The organism is Pseudomonas sp. HP_08, assembly GCF_055284095.1.
In genome coordinates this window covers 1-19,449 of record NZ_JBTOQC010000009.1, presented here as the reverse complement: position 1 = coordinate 19,449, position 19,449 = coordinate 1, and the positions used below count along the sequence as shown (strand labels likewise).

Here is a 19,449-nt window from a genome sequence, read left to right as displayed (position 1 = left end):
ATGAACAGGATGCAGTTGCACACCGTCTCGATGTTCACAGGTCACCAGCGCGGCATGGTATTGCTGGTCAGCCTGGTGTTTTTGCTGTTGCTGACCATGCTGGGCATTTCCTCGATGCAAAACGCCACATTGCAGGAAAAAATGGCGGGCAGCGTGGGATGGCGCAACAAGTCTTTTCAGGTGGCCGAAGCGGTGCTGCGCCGGGGCGAGTTGTCGATCATGGCCACCGGCTTCAACATGGCGAAATGCAACACTCCCACCACCTGCGCGCCACCCGCTGAGTCCACCACCGTGGTGGCAGCCGGTACTACGGGCAATTCAGGCGTTAACTGGGTCAGCGAAGGCGGCGGTTTTTATGGCGTACAGAATCTGGGCACCACCACCGTGCCCATCAAAAGTCCGCCAACGTGCGGCGTTCGGCCGGTGACGATGTACAGAGTCACGGCAGTGGCCATTCAGGGCAGTTCGCGCACCGTGCTGGAGAGCATCTATGGTAATTGCTAGGGTCTGGCGCCACGGCTTGAAAATGATCGGCGGGGCAATGCTGGCCTTGTACCTGGCAGCGCCGGCCTATGCGTTCAACCCGTCTCAGGTGCCGCTGCTCAGTGCTTCGGCGGTCACGCCCAATGTCATGCTGCAAGTGGACAACTCCGGCAGTATGGACACCATCATGACCGCCTCGGGGTTCAATGCCTCGGCGAACTGGGGCCCGGTTTACAAGGCGGTGTACAACTGTTTGCTGGGCCTGCTGTGTTCCTATACCCGTGAACAGGTCTCCAATGGCACAGCCGACTATGTCTTCGTCAGCAGCCTGAGCCGTGGCACTTGCAACAATGGCTCCTATGCGTTCTATCGCAGCCTGACCTCGCCATCATCGACGATTGTGTGCATTGCTCTGGCTGACCCGGCAGGGGGCGGCGATACCCGTTATCCCATCGATTACCTGTCTTATCTGGTGGCTGAGGTGGTGGCCGGGCGCAGCGTGACAGGTATCCCGACGCAAAGCCGCCTGACCACCGCCATCAGCGTGGCATTGAATCTGGTGCAGACCAACCGTGCTCTGCGCATGGGACTGGCCGGCTACAACCCGCCGCGCACGGGCGACCCAGGTCCGGGTGGCAGCATCAAGCAGCCGATCGCCGACCTGTCACCGGTGGCCGCCACCACCTACCAGAGCGCCGTCAGCCAGCAGACGGCCGATACCAACTACAACAACCTGCGCAATGCCATCTCGGCCATCTCGGCCGAAGCCAACACGCCGCTGGCAGAAACCTATTATCAGGTCACCCGCTACATGCGTGGGCTGACACCATCGCCGACCTATACCGGTTCGCCGACCACCTTTACCAGTCCGATCCAGTACCGCTGCCAGAAAAACTACGGCGTTGTGATCACCGACGGCCTGCCGACGTATGACCGGACCTTCCCGAGCAATGACCCGGACGACCCTACTGGCCGGTTGCCCAACTGGGACGGAGTCTTCAATGACGGCCCCAACCTGCTGGGCGACGGGGAGGGTGATACGCTGTACTTCGATGACATCGCCAAATTCGCCTACGACATCGATATGCGCAAGGACTCGCGTACTGCAGGCGGCGATCTGACCGGCAAGAGCTGGGACACCGCCGGCTTTCCCACGCAGAACATGAACACCTATGCCATCGGCTTTACGCTGGACAACCAGATGCTGATCGATGCCGCCGACAGCACGCATGGCCGGGGCTTGTACTTTCAGGCCAACGACAGCGCCGGGTTGAACACCGCCCTGAACCTGGCATTGAGCGATATCTATGCCAAGGCCAGCTCCGGTGGCGGTGGTGCCGCCAACTCGGCAACGTTGCAAAGTGGCACTCGCTTCTACCAGACGCTGTATGACCCGGCCGACTGGCGCGGCACCATTCGCGCTTACAACCTCAACGCCACGACCGGTGCGCTGGGCAGCGTCGCCTGGACGACGGACACCACGATTACCAGCACGGCTACGGCACCGACCTTCGAGTCATGGAGTACAGCAGCGACGCCGACCCGTATCAGCCTGGATTACGCCAACTTTTCGCCGGCCCAGCAGACGGTACTCAATACCAGCCTGCCCACCGGTGTAACCGGCGCCAACCTGATCAACTGGACCAAGGGCACTGCCAATGCCAGCTTGCGCACCCGGACCCGGTTGTTGGGCGATATCGTCAATTCGCCATTGATTGCCGCCATGGGCAGCGACAAGACCGCCGCCGATCTGGCGGGTGATACCTCTTACAACACTTACCTGAGCAAAAAGGCCGCCAACATGACCAACAGTCTGTTGGTCAACGCCAACGATGGTTTTTTCAACGTGCTCAACCTCGACAGTGGTTTGCGTCGCTATGCCTATCTGCCGTCCACGGCGTTGTCGTCGCTCTCGACCATTGCCTCGACCACTTACGGGCTGGGGGTGCACAAGTTCACCGTCGATGGCCAGATTGCAGTCTTCGATACCCAGGCCGGCTCCGGCACTGACTGGCGTACCGTGGCCTACGGTGGCACTGGCGCAGGCGGCAAGGGCTTTTTCGCCATCAAGCTGTTCGAAGCCGACAATAACAATACGATCAGTGCGTTATGGGAGGTCAAAGCGCCGGACACTTCCGACACCAGTAACCGCTTCAATAACCTGGGCTATGCCTACGCCAGGCCTGAAGTGGCACGCATGAGCGATGGCACTGGCATCGTGTTACTGGGCAATGGCTATGGCAGTTTTACCGGTCGCGCTTCGCTGTATGTGCTTAATGCCAATACCGGTGCGTTCATTACCGAGATCCAGACACCGGTATTGAACAACGAAACCGATAACGGCCTGTCGTCGGTCAAGCTGGTGGTCAACTCACACAACGTGGTGCAGGCTGCCTATGCCGGGGACCTCAAAGGGCGGATGTGGAAGTTTGACCTCAGCTCGGCAGCCGCCAGCGGCTGGAAACTGGCCTTCAACGGATCGCCGCTGTTTACCGCACCCCGTGGTGATGCCCAGCCGATCACGGTTCAGCCGTTGATACTGGATCATCCGCAGAACGGCAAGATCGTTTATTTCGGCACCGGCAAGTTCAGTGAGACCACCGACAAGCAAACCACGGCGCAGCAAGCGTTCTATGCCATCTGGGATGCCAGTGCGGGCACAGGCAGCATCGTCGAGAGCAACCTGCAGGTGCAGAACATCAACGGTTCCGTTACGGGCAGCAATGCGACGTACTTTACTTCCACCACGAACAGCGTGGACTGGGCGACGCGTAAAGGCTGGTACATGCCACTGGCCACCGCTGCGCCTTATCTGGGTGAACGTATCATCTATCCGGCGCAGACTACGCGTGGCCGGATTATCTTCACGACGGCAGCGGTGAACTCGACCGATCCTTGTGAAAGTACCGGTACAGGCCGCTTGTTCGAGCTGGATGCGGCCAACGGTGCGATGCTCAGCTACCCGGTACTGGACACCAATGGCGACGATCTCATCAGCGCGCTGGACGGGTTGACTGCCGGTCGAGGCTTTGGCGGCGGCATTCCTGTGCAGGCGGCTTATGTTGCCGGTAGCGGTGGCGTCAATGACAACCGCTACATCATCGTCGGCAACAATATCGAGAAACTGATAGAACCGCCGGGTTCTGCCAACATCTTCCAGCGCATCATGTGGCGACAGATCCAATAGCAAGGAGCACGCATGCACAGCAAAAACCGTGGTTTTACCTTGATCGAACTCATGATAGTCGTGGCGATTGTCGGTATTCTGGCCGCCATCGCTTATCCCAGTTATACCGAGTACGTGAAGCGCACCCAGCGTTCGGCGATTGCAAGTCTGCTTTCGGAGCAGACCCAGGTGCTGGAGCGCTGGTATTCGCAGAAAGGGGTTTATAACGGTAATCCGGCGCCGGTGATTTCAGCCGGTAATGACTACTACACCATTGCTGCAGTACTCAATGACCAGAACTTCAGCCTGGCAGCGACGGGCAAGGGCATGATGCTGAATGACAAATGCGGTGTATTCACCATCACCAATACCGGCGCGCGGACTAATCCGGGTGCTACCAGCGGTGTGACCCCCAAGGACTGCTGGAGCCGCTAGTGCCTTTTTTCCTTTGACCCGAGAACAGAATGTCAAAGCAACCCATAGTCATCATCGGCGGCGGCGTAATCGGCCTGTTGACCGCCTATAACCTCGCCCATGAAGGCCAGCCCGTCGTATTGCTGGAGCGCACCGAGCTGGGTCGCGAGTCGTCCTGGGCAGGCGGCGGGATCGTCTCGCCGCTTTACCCGTGGCGCTACAGCCCGGCAGTCACCGCGCTGGCGCACTGGTCGCAGGATTTTTATCCACAGCTGGGCGAGCGCTTGCACGCCCAGACCGGCCTTGACCCTGAAGTACACACCACCGGCCTGTACTGGCTCGATCTGGACGATGAAGAGCAAGCGCTGGCCTGGGCGGTGCGTGAGCAGCGGCCGCTGAGCCGCGTCGATGTCTCGGCAGTGCACGATGCCGTGCCGGTGCTGGGGTCAGGATACAAGAGCGCCATCTACATGGCCGATGTCGCCAATGTGCGCAATCCGCGGCTGGTCAAATCCCTCAAGGCGGCCTTGCAGGCCATGCCGGGGGTGGAGATTCGCGAGCAGTGCGAAGTCACCGGCCTGGTGCATCAGGACGGCAAGGTGCAGGGCGTTGCCACCCGTGACGGGGTTATCCACAGCGAACGGGTGGTGCTGGCCGCTGGCGCCTGGAGCGGCGAGTTGCTCAAGCCGCTGGGCGTCGAGTTGCCGGTCGAGCCGGTCAAGGGCCAGATGATTCTGTTCAAGTGCGCGGCGGACTTTTTGCCGAGCATGGTGCTGGCCAAGGGGCGTTATGCGATTCCTCGCCGCGACGGGCATATTCTGGTCGGCAGTACCCTGGAATATGAAGGCTTCGACAAGACCCCGACCGAGGCAGCGCAAGCCAGCCTCAGGGCCAGCGCCATCGACCTGCTGCCGGCGTTGGCCGACGCTGAAATCGTCGGTCACTGGGCCGGGTTGCGGCCGGGCTCGCCTGAAGGCATTCCATATATCGGCGAGCTGCCGGGGTTTGCCGGGCTGTGGCTCAATTGCGGCCATTTCCGCAACGGCCTGGTGCTGGCGCCGGCGTCTTGCCAGTTACTGAGCGATTTGCTGCTGGGCCGCGAGCCGATCATCGATCCCGCGCCGTATGCTCCGGCAGGGCGGGTGTAGGCGTAGGACCGGCTTTAGCCGGGAACACATGCGCCACATTTTGCGGTGATGCCTTCGCGGCTGAAGCAGCTCCTACGGAGGGAGTGTCCATAACGGTTAATCCAGCCCCAGCTTCTTGAGCCGGTAACGCATCGAGCGGAATGACAGGCTCAGGCGCTGGGCGGCGGCGGTGCGGTTCCAGCGGGTTTCTTCCAGGGCCTGCAGGATCAGTTTGCGCTCGATGCTTTCCAGATAGTCTTCCAGGTTATCGATGCCCGCCAGGCTGTGCGCGTCGCTTTCCTGCGCGTTTGTGCTGTCGGACAGGCGCAGGTCTTCTGCCAGAATCTGATCGTTCTCGCACAGCGTATAGGCCCGCTCCAGCATGTTTTCCAGTTCGCGCACATTGCCCGGGAAACGGTAGTTCTTCAGGGTTTCCTGGGCTTGTGGGTGCAGGCGGGCGAGGGGCTGGCTGTAGTTGTTGGCCAGGCGTTGCAGCACGCTGGTGGCCAGGGTTTCGATGTCTTCGCGGCGCTCGCGCAGGGGCGGCACGCGCAGCTCGATGACATTGAGCCGGTAATACAAGTCCTGACGAAAGCGCCCGGCGCTGACTTCAAGGTTCAGGTCCTTGTGGGTGGCGCACAGAATGCGCACGTCCACCACCTGTTCCTGCTGGCCTCCCACGCTGCGCACGGACTTTTCCTGAATGGCGCGCAACAGCTTGACCTGCATGCCCAGCGGCAGGTCGGCGACTTCATCGAGAAACAGCGTGCCGCCATTGGCGACCTGAAACAGGCCGGGCTTGTCTTCATGGGCGCCGGTAAAGCTGCCCTTGCGATGGCCGAAGAACTCGCTCTCCATCAACTCCGAAGGAATGGCGCCGCAGTTGACCGGCACGAACGGCTTGTCGGCGCGCGGGCCTTGTTCGTGGATCAGGCGTGCGACCAGTTCCTTGCCGCTGCCCGACTCGCCGCTGATATAGATCGGCGCCTGGCTGCGCGCCAGCTTGTCGATCTGCTTGCGCAAGGCGCGCATGGGTGGCGAGTCGCCCAGCAGGCGGCTGTCGATGCTGTGAGCAGGCGCCGCGCTGCCTGGCAGGCGCAAGGCGCTGCTGACCAGTTCGCGCAGGCGGGTGAGGTCGACCGGCTTGGTCAGAAAGTCGAACGCACCGGCCTTGAGCGCGCCAATGGCGAGGTCGACGTTGCCATGGGCGGTGATCATCGCCACCGGCACTTGCGGGTATTTCTGCTGGATATGCTGCACCAGTTCGAGGCCATTGCCGTCGGGCAGGCGCATGTCGGTCAGGCACAGGTCGAAGGCTTCACGCTTGAGCCAGTCGCGGGCCTCGCTGACATTGCGGGCGCTGCGGGTGTCGAGCTTCATGCGGCCCAGAGTGATTTCCAGGAGTTCGCCAATGTCCGGCTCATCGTCAACGATCAGGATTTTTTGCCGTGGGGTCATGCTCAACTCAACTTGAACGGGTGGGCGAAGGTAATGCGCAGACAACTGCCGCCGCCTTGTCGCAGAGAATAGTCCAGGTGCGCCTGATTGCTTTCGCACAGTTCGCGGGACAGGTACAGGCCAAGGCCGGTGCCTTTGGTTTGCGTGGTGAAAAACGGCTCGAATATCTTGCTCAGGTGCTGCTCGGCCACGCCGCTGCCATCGTCGAGCACTTCCAGGGTCGGCAGGTCGCTGACGGGGTGGTGAAACAGCCGCAGCCAGACCTGCGCCTGCTCGTGGGCCTGGCCGCTGTGGCGCAAGCCGTTGTGCACCAGGTTGCTGAGGATCTGGTGCAGTTGTTCGGCGTCCATGCGCGTGGTCAGCAGGCCGCCGCCAATGTCGCTGTGCAAATGCTGATGGGGCGCGGCGCTGCTGCGCCATTCACTGACAAAAGCGCTCAGCCAGCTCGCCAGGTCGAGTAACTGGGCTTCGGACTCGCGCCGACGCGACAGTTGCAGAACGTTTTCGATGACCACGTTAATGCGCCGCGACTGGTCGTGAATGATCTGCCCCAGGCGACGGTCGTCAGTGCTCAGCTCCTCTGATTCGTTGAGCAATTGCACCGCATGGCTGACCGCGCCCAGCGGGTTGCGGATCTCGTGGGCGATGCCGGCCGTAAGGCGCCCCAAAGCTGCGAGCTTGAGCTGTTGGGCCTGGTGGGCGATTTGCGACAGGTCTTCGAGAAACACCAGGGTCTGGCGTTGATCGCGGCGGTTGAGGGTGGCAAAGCTGGCTTGCAGCACGGGACCGGCGGGCGAGTTCTGGAAGCTGCCGGGTACCCGTATCGGATTCATGTGCCAGTGGCGCAGGCGTTCGACCAGATGCGGGCAATAGTCGTCGATCAACTGGCCCAGCAACTGCTCATGGCCCAGCAGGGTCAGGGCGCTCTGATTGACCAGCAACACCTGTCGGCCGGCATCGAGCACCAGAATGCCGGTGCGCATGCGTTGCAGGATCAGGCCATTGAGTTCTTCGAGGTTATCGACATCGGCGGCGCGTTGTTCGGCCAGCCCTTCGCTGACTTGCAGGCGCGCGGTCAGGGCCTGCATCAGCAGGGCGGCGGCAAAGCACAGCGCGCCCAGGCTGCCTGCCTGCACATAATCGTTGGAGGTCTTGCTGTTGTTGAAGCTCAGGTAGAAGGTCAGGTAGATGATGCCGATCGCCGACATCGCCGCGATCAACAGGCCGATACGCCCGCGCAGCAGGATATTGCTGATGGCGACCGAGGCGATCAGCAGGTTGCCGATGCCGCTGGCCGGCCCGCCACCGGCATAGAACAGTCCCGAGAGCAGAATCACATCGCTCAGTGCCAGGCTGAACATCTGCGCCTTGTGGCGGGGCCGCTCCAGCAGCACCACCACCAGAATATTGAACACCAGATAAATCCAGCAGCCGGCCCGAAACAGGTTCGGGTTGGCCATTTCCAGCAGCTCGATGTCCAGGTCGGTGGACACCAGCAGCACCAGCATGATGCCGATGACCAGACGATAAAGATGGTAGAGCCGCAGGATCCTTTGCGCGAGCGGGCTGCCGAGTAAAAGCGGCTCAGTGTTCACGCGAGGCGGGGCCTTGGAGCCTGTGTGCCTCGCTGCAATACCATTGCTGTTCCAGGCTTAATGCGCGGTCGCGAGGCAGGTGAACGCCGCACTGCGCGCAACGCACCATGGGCGCGGGCGCAGACTCGGCGGGCGGTGCGGCAGGCGGCTTGCGCGGCGGGTTGAGCAGGCGCTTGACGAACCAGACGGCCGCCGCAATCAGGACGACCCAGAAGATGAGGCGAATCATGGTTAACCGCTTGAAGTTGGATGATGTGGATAAAAACAGCGCGACAGTTAAGTAAGGCGGTTTTCGCCTGAAACTGAATCTGTGGGAGAGAGCTCTGCTCGCGATATGGCCAGTAAAGTCGGCACATCTGCCGCGTCTGTACCGCGGCAACCGCCAGCAGAGCTGCCTCCCACAAGTCCGTGTTGACCTTGACTGATCGGCAGCGAGCCTAAAGTGGGGTGACACAGAGCGCAAATATAGACAAAAAAAGAGGCCCGCAGGCCTCTTTTTTATCAGCGTACGATCTTAATCGAACAGACCGAACGTTGCGTAGCTGAACCACGAACGGCTTTTCTTGCCTTCAGCTTTTTGTGCTTCTTCAGCCTGCTCGTCGAGTTCTGCTTGGTTTTCCGGCAGCAGCTCTTTCGGGATGGCCGACTTGGCGTCCTGGTACTGACGCACGATGTCCTGATTGGCGCGGGTTTCGCCCGGTGGCAGCGGAGCGCTGCTACCGATCATGCCCAGGGTCGCCTTGGACAGCCAGGAACGGTTGTCGGCTTCAGGCTCGCGTGGGCTGAACTCGCCATCGGCCAGTTGCGGGTGTTTCGGGTAGTTGGCTTTCAGCACTTCAAGGCTGGTGGCCGACAGGTCGTCCAGGTGCAGACGCTGGTAGGCCTCGACCATCACCGCCAGGCCGTCGCCGACCGATGGGGTTTCCTGAAAGTTTTCTACGACATAACGGCCACGGTTGGCAGCTGCGACATACGCCTGGCGGGTCAGGTAGTAGTCGGCCACGTGGATTTCGTAGGCCGCCAGCAGGTTGCGCAGATAAATCATGCGCTGCTTGGCGTCGGGCGCGTAACGGCTGTTGGGGTAACGGCTGGTCAACTGGGCGAACTCGTTGAACGAGTCGCGGGCCGCGCCCGGGTCACGTTTGGTCTGGTCCAGCGGCAGGAAGCGCGCCAGCAGGCCAACGTCCTGGTCGAAGGAGGTCAGGCCGCGCATGTAGTACGCGTAGTCGACGTTCGGATGCTCGGGGTGCAGACGGATAAAACGTTCGGCAGACGATTTGGCAGCCTCCGGTTCACCGTTCTTGTAGTTCGCGTAGATCAGTTCGAGCTGTGCCTGGTCGGCGTAGCGACCGAACGGATACCGCGACTCCAGTGCCTTGAGCTTCTCGGTTGCACTGTTGTAGCTGTTGTTCCCCAGGTCGTTCTGCGCCTGCTGGTACAGCTCGACTTCGCTTAGGTTCTCGTCAATGACTTCTTTCGACGAGCAGGCCGCAGTCGTTGCGAGGATGGCGATCAGCAGCAGGTGTTTCACTTGCATGGCGGCTTGCGTCCTATAACGGCCTGCTGTCTTGGGCGGGGCCGTCCTGTTATGATGAGCGCCCCGCGAAAACTGTCGGGGCAAAAGACGCCGTATTTAACCACAAGCGCGCTGCCGAAACCAAAGGCTAGCCGCCTTCCAGTCTGGCCATGTCCGAAAATATAGAACTAAGCGCAGAGGTACCGTCCGATTCGGGTGGTCAACGCCTCGATCAAGTCGCCGCCCAATTGTTTGCCGAATACTCGCGTTCGCGCCTTGTCACCTGGATCAAGGACGGCCGTCTGACGGTCGACGGCAACGTTTTGCGCCCGCGCGATATCGTCTACGGCGGCTCCATTCTGCACCTGACTGCCGAGCAGGAAGCCCAGGGCGAGTGGATCGCCCAGGACATCGCTCTGGACATCGTCTACGAAGACGATCAGATCCTGGTCATCAACAAGCCTGCAGGCCTGGTCGTGCATCCGGCCGCCGGCCATGCCGACGGCACGCTGCTCAATGCCTTGCTGCACCACGTGCCCGACATCATCAATGTGCCGCGCGCCGGCATCGTGCACCGTCTGGATAAAGACACCACCGGCTTGATGGTGGTGGCCAAGACGTTGCAGGCCCAGACCCAACTGGTCAACCAGTTGCAGGGCCGCACGGTCAGCCGCATTTATGAGTGCATCGTGATCGGTGTCGTGACTGCCGGCGGCAAGATCGACGCACCGATCGGTCGTCACGGCCAGCAACGCCAGCGCATGGCGGTGATGGACAATGGCAAGCCGGCGGTGAGTCATTACCGCGTACTGGACCGTTTCCGTAGCCACACCCATGTGCGGGTCAAGCTGGAAACCGGCCGTACCCACCAGATTCGTGTGCACATGGCGCATATCAACTTCCCGTTGATCGGCGACCCGGCCTACGGCGGACGCTTCCGCATTCCGCCGGCCGCCAGCCAGACCCTGGTCGAGTCGCTCAAAACCTTCCCGCGTCAAGCGCTGCATGCCCGTTTCCTGGAGCTGGATCACCCGGTGACCGGCCAGCGCATGCGCTGGGAATCGCCGTTGCCGGAAGACTTCGTCTGGCTGCTATCGCTGCTCAAGCAGGACCGCGAGGCGTTCGTCGGGTGACCCGCGACTGGCTGACGCCTGACTGGCCCGCGCCGGCGCACGTTCGTGCCTGCGTGACCACCAGAGCCGGCGGCGTCAGTCAGGCCCCGTTCGACCGCTTCAATCTGGGCGACCATGTTCAGGACAGTCCTGACGCGGTGGCCAGCAATCGCTTGCAACTGACCTCGCAATTGAACGTGCAGCCGGCCTGGCTGCGTCAGGTCCACGGTGTGGTGGTGGCGCAGGCCGACCCTGCGCGTGTCGATGAGGCCGATGCCAGCTGGAGCGAAACGCCCGGCGTGGCCTGTACCATCATGACCGCCGACTGCCTGCCGGCCTTGTTCTGCAACCGCGCCGGCACTCACGTTGCCGCCGCTCACGCCGGCTGGCGGGGTCTGGCCGCTGGCGTGCTGGAAGCCACGGCCGACAGCCTGCACAGCGCTGCGGACGATATTCTGGTGTGGCTGGGCCCCGCCATCGGCCAGCCGTCCTTCGAGGTTGGCGCCGAGGTGCGTGAGGCGTTCATCGGCACCCATCCTGAAACCACGGCTGCCTTTATTCCCAGCGTTAATGCCGGCCGCTACATGGCCGATATCTACGCGCTGGCGCGCCTGCGCCTGGCCGCGCATGGCATTCAGGCGGTTTACGGTGGTGGTTTCGATACCTTTACCGACGAACGGTTTTTCTCCTATCGCCGCGCTGCCCGTACCGGGCGCTTCGCTTCCCTTGTGTGGATCGCACGCGACTGATTCATATCAGCTGTCTTACCTTGAAACCTGCAGAATTGTCCGCATCTAACGGGTAATCCAGCAGGTTTTCTTTACAGGTGTGTTCATTGCTCCGGCCTGCTCAATAGGAAGGTGAAGAATGCGTATCGACAGATTGACCAGCAAACTCCAGTTAGCCTTATCCGATGCCCAATCGTTGGCCGTCGGTTTCGATCATCCGGCCATCGAACCGGTGCATCTGCTTCACGCCTTGCTTGAACAGCAGGGCGGCTCGATCAAGCCCTTGCTGATGCAGGTCGGCTTTGATGTCACCAGCCTGCGCAAGGAACTGGGCAAAGAGCTCGATGCCTTGCCGAAAATCCAGAACCCCACCGGCGACGTCAACATGTCGCAGGATCTGGCGCGCCTGCTCAACCAGGCCGACCGCCTGGCGCAACAGAAGGGCGACCAGTTCATCTCCAGCGAAGTGGTGCTGCTGGCGGCCATGGACGAAAACAGCAAGATCGGCAAATTGCTGCTCGGCCAGGGCGTAAGCAAAAAAGCCTTGGAAAACGCCATCAATAACCTGCGCGGCGGCAATGCGGTCAATGACGCCAATGTCGAGGAATCGCGGCAGGCCCTGGACAAGTACACCATCGACCTGACCAAGCGCGCCGAAGAAGGCAAGCTCGACCCGGTGATCGGTCGCGACGATGAAATCCGCCGCACCATTCAGGTGTTGCAGCGCCGTACCAAGAACAACCCGGTGCTGATCGGTGAGCCCGGCGTGGGCAAGACCGCTATTGCCGAGGGCCTGGCGCAACGCATCATTAATGGTGAAGTGCCCGATGGCCTGCGCGGCAAGCGTTTACTGTCGCTGGACATGGGCGCATTGATCGCCGGTGCCAAGTTCCGTGGCGAATTCGAAGAGCGCCTCAAGTCGCTGCTCAACGAACTGGGCAAGCAGGAAGGCCAGATCATCCTGTTTATCGACGAATTGCACACCATGGTCGGCGCCGGCAAAGGCGAGGGTTCGATGGACGCCGGCAATATGCTCAAGCCGGCGCTGGCGCGTGGCGAGCTGCACTGCGTCGGCGCGACCACGCTCAACGAGTACCGCCAATATATAGAGAAGGACGCGGCCCTTGAGCGGCGCTTCCAGAAGGTACTGGTCGAGGAGCCGAGCGAAGAAGACACCATCGCCATTCTGCGTGGCCTTAAAGAGCGCTATGAGGTCCACCACAAGGTGGCGATCACCGACGGCGCGATCATTGCGGCGGCCAAGCTCAGCCACCGCTATATCACTGACCGGCAGTTGCCCGACAAGGCCATCGACCTGATCGACGAAGCGGCCAGCCGCATTCGTATGGAGATCGACTCCAAGCCCGAAGTGCTCGACCGTCTGGAGCGCCGCCTGATTCAACTGAAGGTCGAATCGCAGGCCTTAAAGAAAGAAGATGACGAGGCTGCGCTTAAGCGCCTGGAAAAGCTGCAGGTCGAGATCGAGCGTCTGGAGCGTGAATACGCCGACCTCGAAGAAATCTGGACCTCGGAAAAAGCTGAAGTGACCGGCTCTGCGCAGATTCAGCAAAAGATCGAGCAATCGCGTCAGGAGCTGGAAGCCGCGCGTCGGCGTGGCGACCTCAACCGCATGGCTGAATTGCAGTACGGGATCATCCCGGACCTGGAACGCAGCCTGCAAATGGTCGACCAGCATGGCAAGCCAGAGAACCAGTTGCTGCGCAGCCGGGTCACCGAAGAAGAAATCGCCGAGGTGGTTTCCAAATGGACCGGCATCCCGGTGGCCAAGATGCTCGAAGGCGAGCGTGAGAAGCTGCTGAAGATGGAAAGCCTGCTGCACCAGCGCGTGATCGGTCAGGAAGAGGCCGTGGTGGCGGTGGCCAACGCGGTGCGCCGTTCACGTGCCGGGCTCTCCGATCCGAACCGCCCGAGCGGCTCGTTCATGTTCCTCGGCCCTACCGGGGTCGGCAAGACCGAGCTGTGCAAGGCGCTGGCCGAGTTCCTGTTCGACACCGAAGAGGCCATGGTCCGCATCGATATGTCCGAGTTCATGGAGAAACACTCCGTGGCGCGGCTGATCGGTGCGCCACCGGGCTATGTGGGCTATGAAGAGGGCGGCTACCTGACCGAAGCCGTACGGCGCAAACCGTACGCGGTGATCCTGCTGGATGAGGTCGAGAAGGCCCACCCCGATGTGTTCAACATTCTGTTGCAGGTACTGGAAGACGGCCGCCTGACCGACAGCCATGGCCGCACGGTGGATTTCCGCAATACCGTGATCGTGATGACCTCCAACCTGGGCTCGGCGCAGATTCAGGAACTGGTCGGTGATCGTGAAGCGCAACGCGCCGCGGTGATGGATGCCGTGGGTACGCACTTCCGCCCCGAGTTCATCAACCGTATCGACGAGGTGGTGATCTTCGAGCCGCTGGGTCGTGAGCAGATTGCCGGCATTACCCAGATCCAGCTGAGCCGTCTGCTGGGCCGCCTGGCCGAGCGTGAACTGAACCTGGTGCTCAGCCCTGAGGCCTTGGACAAGCTGATCGCGGTGGGCTATGACCCGGTGTATGGCGCACGGCCGCTCAAGCGTGCCATCCAGCGCTGGATCGAGAACCCGCTGGCGCAGCTGATTCTGTCGGGACGCTTCCTGCCAGGGTCGACCATTACCGGTAGCCTGCAAGGCGATGAGATCGTGTTTGCCTGATACTGCGGTTCTGATTCATGCGTGACCCTGAAAGGCTCCCTATAAAGGGAGCCTTTCTCTTTATAGGTGTCTGGCAGCGCCAAAAAGCGACTTTGAAAAAAAATCGCAAATCATTGTAGTAAAAGCAATTTAGGGTGTTGACAGGTGTTTTTAATCTTGTAGAATGGCGCGCCTCAGAGACGTGAACGTAACGCGAAACGCGAAGTGTAAACGCCGAAGAGATTGGATCTGAAGACGTTCCGCGATAGCTCAGTTGGTAGAGCAAGTGACTGTTAATCACTGGGTCCCTGGTTCGAGTCCAGGTCGTGGAGCCAGATTCAGGTTCAGGTTGTACAAGTCGGGGTATAGCGCAGTCCGGTAGCGCGCCTGCTTTGGGAGCAGGATGTCAGGAGTTCGAATCCCCTTACCCCGACCATTTTTGGGTCGTTAGCTCAGTTGGTAGAGCAGTTGGCTTTTAACCAATTGGTCGTAGGTTCGAATCCCACACGACCCACCATTTTTGGCCTTGCTGTAGTTGGCTAAATCTTAGGGAAATGATGCCAGTCGCATCATTCTTGTAAAAACGCCCTTAACGGGGCGTGTTTTAAGCAGAAACGGGGTATAGCGCAGTCCGGTAGCGCGCCTGCTTTGGGAGCAGGATGTCAGGAGTTCGAATCCCCTTACCCCGACCATTTTCACTTGGCTTTGCCAGGGCGAAAATCTGGATTCACAGATTCATTGCTGTGAATCAAACAAAAAAGGCGTCCTTCGGGACGCCTTTTTTGTGCGTACGGGTTTTGTAATGTGTGATCAGTTCTGCACCGCCTGAACCGATCCACCGTCGACCCGCAGATTGCTGCCGTTGACGAACGTCGCCCGGTCCGACACCAGCCAGGCAATCGCCGCCGCGACTTCCTCGACCTGGCCCCGACGCTTCTGCACGATGCCTGGACGTTCCTCATCCAGAAAAGTCTTCACGGCCTCTTCGAACGACACGCCCATTTCCTCGGCACGCTGTTTCATCATGCCGTCGGTCATATTGGTTTCGATAAAAGCGGGCGCCACCGTGTTGCACAACACGCCGTGGGCGGCCTCTTTGTACGACAGGTTCTTCACGAAGGCTGCCAGCGCGGCTTTGGCTGTGTTGTAGACCGCCTCTTCCCAGTAGGGCTGTACGGCGTTTTCCGAAGTGATGCAGACAAAGCGGCCCCAGTTGCGGCTGCGCATCGTGGGAATAGTTGCGCGGGCAACGCGCACGGCCGAGAAAAAGTCGGTGTCCCAGGCGTGCTGGTAGTCTTCATCGGTCAGTTCCAGTGGATCACCCTTGGCGCCGGTGACGCCTGCGGTATGCACCACGATATCGACATGGCCGAAGCGGGCGCCTGCCTGCCTGACCAGATGATCGACCTGAGCCTGATCAGTCATGTCGGCCGCGAACAGCATGGGTTCACCTGGCAAACCGCTGCACGCTTTATTCAGTGCATCCTGATCCAGATCGGTCAGCACCAGATGTACACCTTCCTCGCCCAACAGACGCGCGGTCGCCAGGCCGATGCCGCCACTGGCGCCGGTAATCAGCGCAACCCGCCCTTTGATAGCCAAATCCATACCGCACCTCGTTCGTAGACTCGCCGGTTTTCCGGCCTTCGAAAGGTGTGACTGGTGCAGTGGGGATTTGATTCAAGAAATTGCAGCGTCTTGCACCGAACGGCGTTGTAGGAGCGCGCTCTGCCCGCGATTGAGCGCAAAGCGCTCACAAAATTCTGCAAAACGCTGAAAATTTACGACTGCTGCGCAGCCGGTCGCCGGCAAGCGGGCTCCTACAGGTTCAGATCAATGCAGCTTCATTCTCGGCTCGGTGCCCTTGCCGATCCGGCTGCCCAGCATCAGCATCAGCGTACGGAACGCGCCATACAGCGCCATCTGGTGCATGCGGTACAGCGAGATATAGAACATCCGCGCCAGCCAGCCTTCCAGCATCACGCTGCCGGTGAGGTTGCCCATCAGGTTGCCGACCGCCGAGAAGCGCGACAGCGAGATCAGCGAGCCGTAGTCCTGATAGCGGTATTCCGGCAGCGCCTTGCCTTCGATGCGCAAGCGCAGCGATTTGGCCAGCAACGAGGCCTGTTGATGCGCTGCCTGGGCGCGAGGCGGCACGTTGCGGTCGCTGCCTTTTTGCGGGCAGGCGGCGCAATCGCCAAAGGCGAAGATGTTTTCGTCGCGGGTGGTTTGCAGCGTCGGCAACACCTGCAACTGGTTGATGCGGTTGCTCTCCAGCCCGTCCAGGTCCTGCAGGAAGCCCGGCGCACGAATACCCGCTGCCCAGACCTTGAGCACCGCTGGAATGATCTGGCCGCTGCTGGTGACCAGTGTGTCGGCAGTCACTTCACTGACCGCCGCATTGGTCAGCACCGTGACGCCGAGTTTTTCCAGGGTCTTGTGCACCGGGCCGCCAATACGCTCGGGCAGGGCAGGCAATACCCGCGGGCCGGCTTCGATCACGGTAATGCGCAGATTCTCCGGCTTGAGCCGGCCCAGCCCGTAGGCGGCGAGTTCGTGAGCGGCGTTGTGCAACTCGGCCGCCAGCTCGACGCCGGTGGCGCCAGCGCCGACGATGGCCACGGTAATTTCCTGAGTGCTGTCGTCCTGGCCGGCGTGCGCACGCAGGTAGCGGTTGAGCAACTGTTGGTGAAAGCGCTCGGCCTGTTTGCGGGTATCGAGGAACAGGCAGTGCTCGGCAGCGCCCAGCGTGCCGAAATCATTGGTGGTGCTGCCCACCGCGATCACCAGGCTGTCGTAGTCCAGGCTGCGCGCCGGCACCAGCTCGTTGCCGTTCTCATCCTGAGTCGCCGCCAGATGAATCTTGCGATTGGCGCGATCCAGCCCGGTCATGCGCCCGAGCTGGAACTGGAAGTGATTCCACTTGGCCTGAGCCACATAGTTCAGCTCGTCCTCGTAAGAGTTGAGCGAACCGGCCGCCACTTCGTGCAGCAGTGGTTTCCAGATGTGGGTCAGGTTGGCGTCGACCAGCGTGACGCTGGCGGTGCCTTTCTTGCCCAGGGTTTTACCCAGGCGAGTGGCCAGCTCGAGACCGCCGGCGCCGCCGCCAACGATGACAATGCGATGAGTCATAGGGATTACTCGTAAGGTTAAGGAAAGCGGGTGGCACGGTCTTCGCGAGCGCAATAGGGCAGCTCATAGCGGCGGACCGTGCTGAAAAGGGCTTCAAGAGGTGGCTGGGCACAACGCACGACTCGTATTGAATGGGGTATAGACGCAATAGACCGCGAACACGTTACAAGGTTTATAAGAGCGGGGCTTGAGCGTCCAGTGGTTCGACTTGCAGCGTGTCGCACAAGCGAATGATTCCGCTTTGTATCACTCGCGCCGTGATTCCGCCATGCCCGCGTACGGCCTGAAACGTGCCCAGGCCCAGATTCTGCTCCAGCCGCGCGCAAGGCTGGCACCAGCCCGTGGTCTCCAGAATCGCCTGACCGATCCGAAAGCGCCGGTTTTTGAGGCTGAACAGATTGATACCGCTGATCACCAGATTGCGCCGCAGCTCCTGCGCCAGCACCGGATTATCGGCCGCGCGGCCCAGCAGCGAGCTGATCACCGCCAAATGCTCCCACTGAATCAGCGTCACTTGCCGGGCATTGCGCGGGCCGGGGCGGGCGTGGTCACCGGTCAGGCCGGCTTCGCGGCGTGCCTCCACTGCTTCCAGCTCGATCATCGTCGCGCGCGATTGCGGACGCACGCCGATCCAGCGCACCTGGCCTTGTTGCGGTACATCGGCAATCAACTGTTGCAACGGACTCATCACAGGCTGATCCCCACATCGAACACCACGGTACGGCCCAGGTTGGTCCGCAAGAAATCCGGCGCGCCGGGATGGGCAAACAGCACTCGGGCAAAGTTTGATCCGACCAGCGACAGCGAGCGCCAGCCCTGACGCAAATATTCAGTGGGCGGCGGAAAGTGGCTGTTAAGGTCAAGCGATTCACGCTTGAGGCTGGCAAAGGCAATGATATCCAGCTCGCCCAGGTCCAGCCCGCGCTCGCGGTAATTGCTGGCCTTCTTGCTCAGGGTCGGTGCCAGACGCCGCAACAGCGCCGGCGCCGGAACCCGCTTTGGCTTGGCCTCACGGCGTACCAACTGGCTGAGGTTATAAGCGCTGCGCCGACGGGCGAGTTCGTCGCGCCATTCATCGTTCAGGCGCCGGCCTTCGTCGATAACGAAAAACACCTCAAAGCGCGCATCGTGAAACAGCACGTCCGGCGGCTCCTGACTGGCCGGCAGGAAATCCTCGTGACGGTGCGGGATATTCAAGCCCTGCAACAGGCGCTGACACACCCAGCGCTCGCGTTCCCACTTTCGCGCATTGGAAAGAAAGGCATTGGCTTGTTCGGCCTGGTTGGTCAGCAGGCGCAGGTAGTCTGGATCATCCATTGGGCCGTCGCATCGCTGTAACTGAATGTGAAAATGCCTGTTCAGGCGGCGTGTCATGCCTGTAGCCTGCCACGCGGCAGACAGGCGCACAATCGCCGGTTGCACTGCCCCCGACAACCAACATGAGGACAACGCATTGAAATTGCTGCCTATCCTGTTGCTGGCGCTGCTGCCCCTGAGCGCGCAGGCCCTGCAGACCGGCGAACACCTGGCGCCCTGGACCTTGCTCGACCAGTACGACCAGCCCTACACCTTGAACGAGCAGGCGCAAACCCTGCTGGTGGCGCGCGGCATGGACGCGGCCAAACTGCTCAAGACAGCCCTTGAAGGCAAGCCCAAGGGCTATCTGGACGCGCGTAACACCGTGTTCGTCGCCGACATCCAGAAAATGCCTTCGATTATCGCCACGATGTTCGCCATCCCGAAAATGCGCGACTACAGCTACCGCGTGATGCTCGATCGCGAATCACGCGTGGTGCCGCAGTACCCGGGGGATGAAGATAAGATTTTGTGGCTGCAATTGCGTGACGGCAAAGTGGTCGAGCAACAGCAGTTTGGTGATGCGCAAGCACTGCGCACCGCGCTGGAAAAACCGCTCTAACGCAGACTGATCTGACCCCAAAAAGTTGGACAGTCTATTGCCACACGCCCACCGAACGAGTCCTGAACTCCACAGGACTCAATCCGCCAAGCCTCACTTTTATCCGGTCATGATTGT

The 19,449-nt window shown here is 60.8% G+C and carries 17 protein-coding genes and 4 tRNA genes; 12 read left to right on the top strand and 9 right to left on the bottom strand.

Features of this window, described 5'->3' with window-relative positions:
• The 4 genes from ACYAS9_RS09515 to thiO are packed head-to-tail and all read left to right on the top strand — an operon-like array spanning nt 1 to nt 5,211.
• A complete protein-coding gene (locus ACYAS9_RS09515) occupies nt 1–504 on the top strand; it encodes a pilus assembly PilX family protein (protein WP_463568048.1) in 504 nt (167 codons plus the stop codon).
• Nucleotides 491–3,670: a pilus assembly protein gene (locus ACYAS9_RS09510; protein WP_463568047.1), complete on the top strand. Its 3,180-nt coding sequence runs from the start codon at nt 491–493 to the stop codon at nt 3,668–3,670. Before ACYAS9_RS09515 ends, ACYAS9_RS09510 begins: the two co-directional genes overlap by 14 nt.
• Nucleotides 3,671–3,682: 12 nt before the next feature.
• Nucleotides 3,683–4,084 carry a type IV pilin protein gene (locus ACYAS9_RS09505; protein WP_463568046.1) on the top strand — a complete coding sequence of 134 codons (402 nt, stop codon included), beginning with the start codon at nt 3,683–3,685 and terminating at the stop codon, nt 4,082–4,084.
• A 29-nt stretch (nt 4,085–4,113) separates the two neighbouring features.
• A complete protein-coding gene (gene thiO / locus ACYAS9_RS09500) occupies nt 4,114–5,211 on the top strand; it encodes a glycine oxidase ThiO (protein ID WP_463568045.1) in 1,098 nt (365 codons plus the stop codon).
• Between the two features lie 96 nt (nt 5,212–5,307).
• Here the strand turns inward: thiO and ACYAS9_RS09495 are convergent, their stop codons facing one another.
• The 4 genes from ACYAS9_RS09495 to ACYAS9_RS09480 form a co-directional block, all read right to left on the bottom strand.
• The gene (locus tag ACYAS9_RS09495) at nt 5,308–6,648 is read right to left on the bottom strand and encodes a sigma-54-dependent transcriptional regulator (RefSeq protein WP_463568044.1); all 1,341 of its coding nucleotides are present in this window, start codon (nt 6,646–6,648) and stop codon (nt 5,308–5,310) included.
• A gap of 2 nt (nt 6,649–6,650) precedes the next feature.
• On the bottom strand, nt 6,651–8,243 hold the full coding sequence (locus ACYAS9_RS09490) for a sensor histidine kinase (protein ID WP_463568043.1): 1,593 nt from the start codon (nt 8,241–8,243) through the stop codon (nt 6,651–6,653).
• Nucleotides 8,233–8,472 carry a PP0621 family protein gene (locus ACYAS9_RS09485; RefSeq protein ID WP_463568042.1) on the bottom strand — a complete coding sequence of 80 codons (240 nt, stop codon included), beginning with the start codon at nt 8,470–8,472 and terminating at the stop codon, nt 8,233–8,235. Before ACYAS9_RS09485 ends, ACYAS9_RS09490 begins: the two co-directional genes overlap by 11 nt.
• A 285-nt stretch (nt 8,473–8,757) precedes the next feature.
• Nucleotides 8,758–9,780 carry an outer membrane protein assembly factor BamD gene (locus ACYAS9_RS09480; RefSeq protein WP_463568041.1) on the bottom strand — a complete coding sequence of 341 codons (1,023 nt, stop codon included), beginning with the start codon at nt 9,778–9,780 and terminating at the stop codon, nt 8,758–8,760.
• A 149-nt stretch (nt 9,781–9,929) separates the two neighbouring features.
• On the opposite strand from ACYAS9_RS09480, the gene rluD reads away from it, so the two are divergent.
• The 7 genes from rluD (at nt 9,930) to ACYAS9_RS09445 (ending at nt 14,974) form a co-directional block, all read left to right on the top strand.
• On the top strand, nt 9,930–10,892 hold the full coding sequence (rluD, locus tag ACYAS9_RS09475) for a 23S rRNA pseudouridine(1911/1915/1917) synthase RluD (RefSeq protein WP_459743768.1): 963 nt from the start codon (nt 9,930–9,932) through the stop codon (nt 10,890–10,892).
• Entirely contained in the window at nt 10,889–11,620 is a 732-nt protein-coding gene (gene pgeF / locus ACYAS9_RS09470; RefSeq protein ID WP_463568040.1) for a peptidoglycan editing factor PgeF, read from the top strand. The genes rluD and pgeF overlap by 4 nt, the downstream gene beginning before the upstream one ends.
• Nucleotides 11,621–11,738: 118 nt before the next feature.
• A complete protein-coding gene (gene clpB, locus ACYAS9_RS09465; protein WP_463568039.1) occupies nt 11,739–14,303 on the top strand; it encodes an ATP-dependent chaperone ClpB in 2,565 nt (854 codons plus the stop codon).
• A gap of 238 nt (nt 14,304–14,541) precedes the next feature.
• Nucleotides 14,542–14,617 (top strand) — tRNA-Asn (locus ACYAS9_RS09460).
• A 24-nt stretch (nt 14,618–14,641) separates the two neighbouring features.
• Nucleotides 14,642–14,718 (top strand) — tRNA-Pro (locus ACYAS9_RS09455).
• Between the two features lie 5 nt (nt 14,719–14,723).
• Nucleotides 14,724–14,799: transfer RNA gene (locus ACYAS9_RS09450), tRNA-Lys, on the top strand.
• 98 nt (nt 14,800–14,897) lie between these two features.
• Nucleotides 14,898–14,974: transfer RNA gene (locus tag ACYAS9_RS09445), tRNA-Pro, on the top strand.
• A gap of 118 nt (nt 14,975–15,092) precedes the next feature.
• Here ACYAS9_RS09445 and ACYAS9_RS09440 read toward each other — a convergent pair.
• The 4 genes from ACYAS9_RS09440 to ACYAS9_RS09425 all read right to left on the bottom strand — a co-directional run bounded on the left by ACYAS9_RS09440 (nt 15,093) and on the right by ACYAS9_RS09425 (nt 18,731).
• Nucleotides 15,093–15,890, bottom strand: coding sequence for an SDR family NAD(P)-dependent oxidoreductase (locus tag ACYAS9_RS09440; protein WP_463568038.1), 798 nt, complete (start codon nt 15,888–15,890; stop codon nt 15,093–15,095).
• Between the two features lie 225 nt (nt 15,891–16,115).
• Nucleotides 16,116–17,414, bottom strand: coding sequence for an NAD(P)/FAD-dependent oxidoreductase (locus tag ACYAS9_RS09435; protein ID WP_463568037.1), 1,299 nt, complete (start codon nt 17,412–17,414; stop codon nt 16,116–16,118).
• A gap of 172 nt (nt 17,415–17,586) precedes the next feature.
• Complete coding sequence (locus ACYAS9_RS09430) at nt 17,587–18,102, bottom strand: MOSC domain-containing protein (RefSeq protein WP_463568036.1); 516 nt, start codon at nt 18,100–18,102, stop codon at nt 17,587–17,589.
• A complete protein-coding gene (locus tag ACYAS9_RS09425; protein WP_463568035.1) occupies nt 18,102–18,731 on the bottom strand; it encodes a DUF1780 domain-containing protein in 630 nt (209 codons plus the stop codon). The genes ACYAS9_RS09430 and ACYAS9_RS09425 overlap by 1 nt, the downstream gene beginning before the upstream one ends.
• Before the next feature lie 136 nt (nt 18,732–18,867).
• Here ACYAS9_RS09425 and ACYAS9_RS09420 point away from each other — a divergent pair, with 136 nt between their 5' ends.
• Nucleotides 18,868–19,332 (top strand): hypothetical protein, encoded by a 465-nt coding sequence (locus tag ACYAS9_RS09420; protein ID WP_463568034.1) that lies wholly within the window; start codon nt 18,868–18,870, stop codon nt 19,330–19,332.
• Nucleotides 19,333–19,366: 34 nt separating this feature from the next.
• On the opposite strand, the gene ACYAS9_RS09415 is transcribed toward ACYAS9_RS09420, so the two are convergent.
• Nucleotides 19,367–19,449: IS3 family transposase (locus tag ACYAS9_RS09415; RefSeq protein ID WP_463568179.1), on the bottom strand; the 83-nt coding region annotated here is incomplete at its 5' end.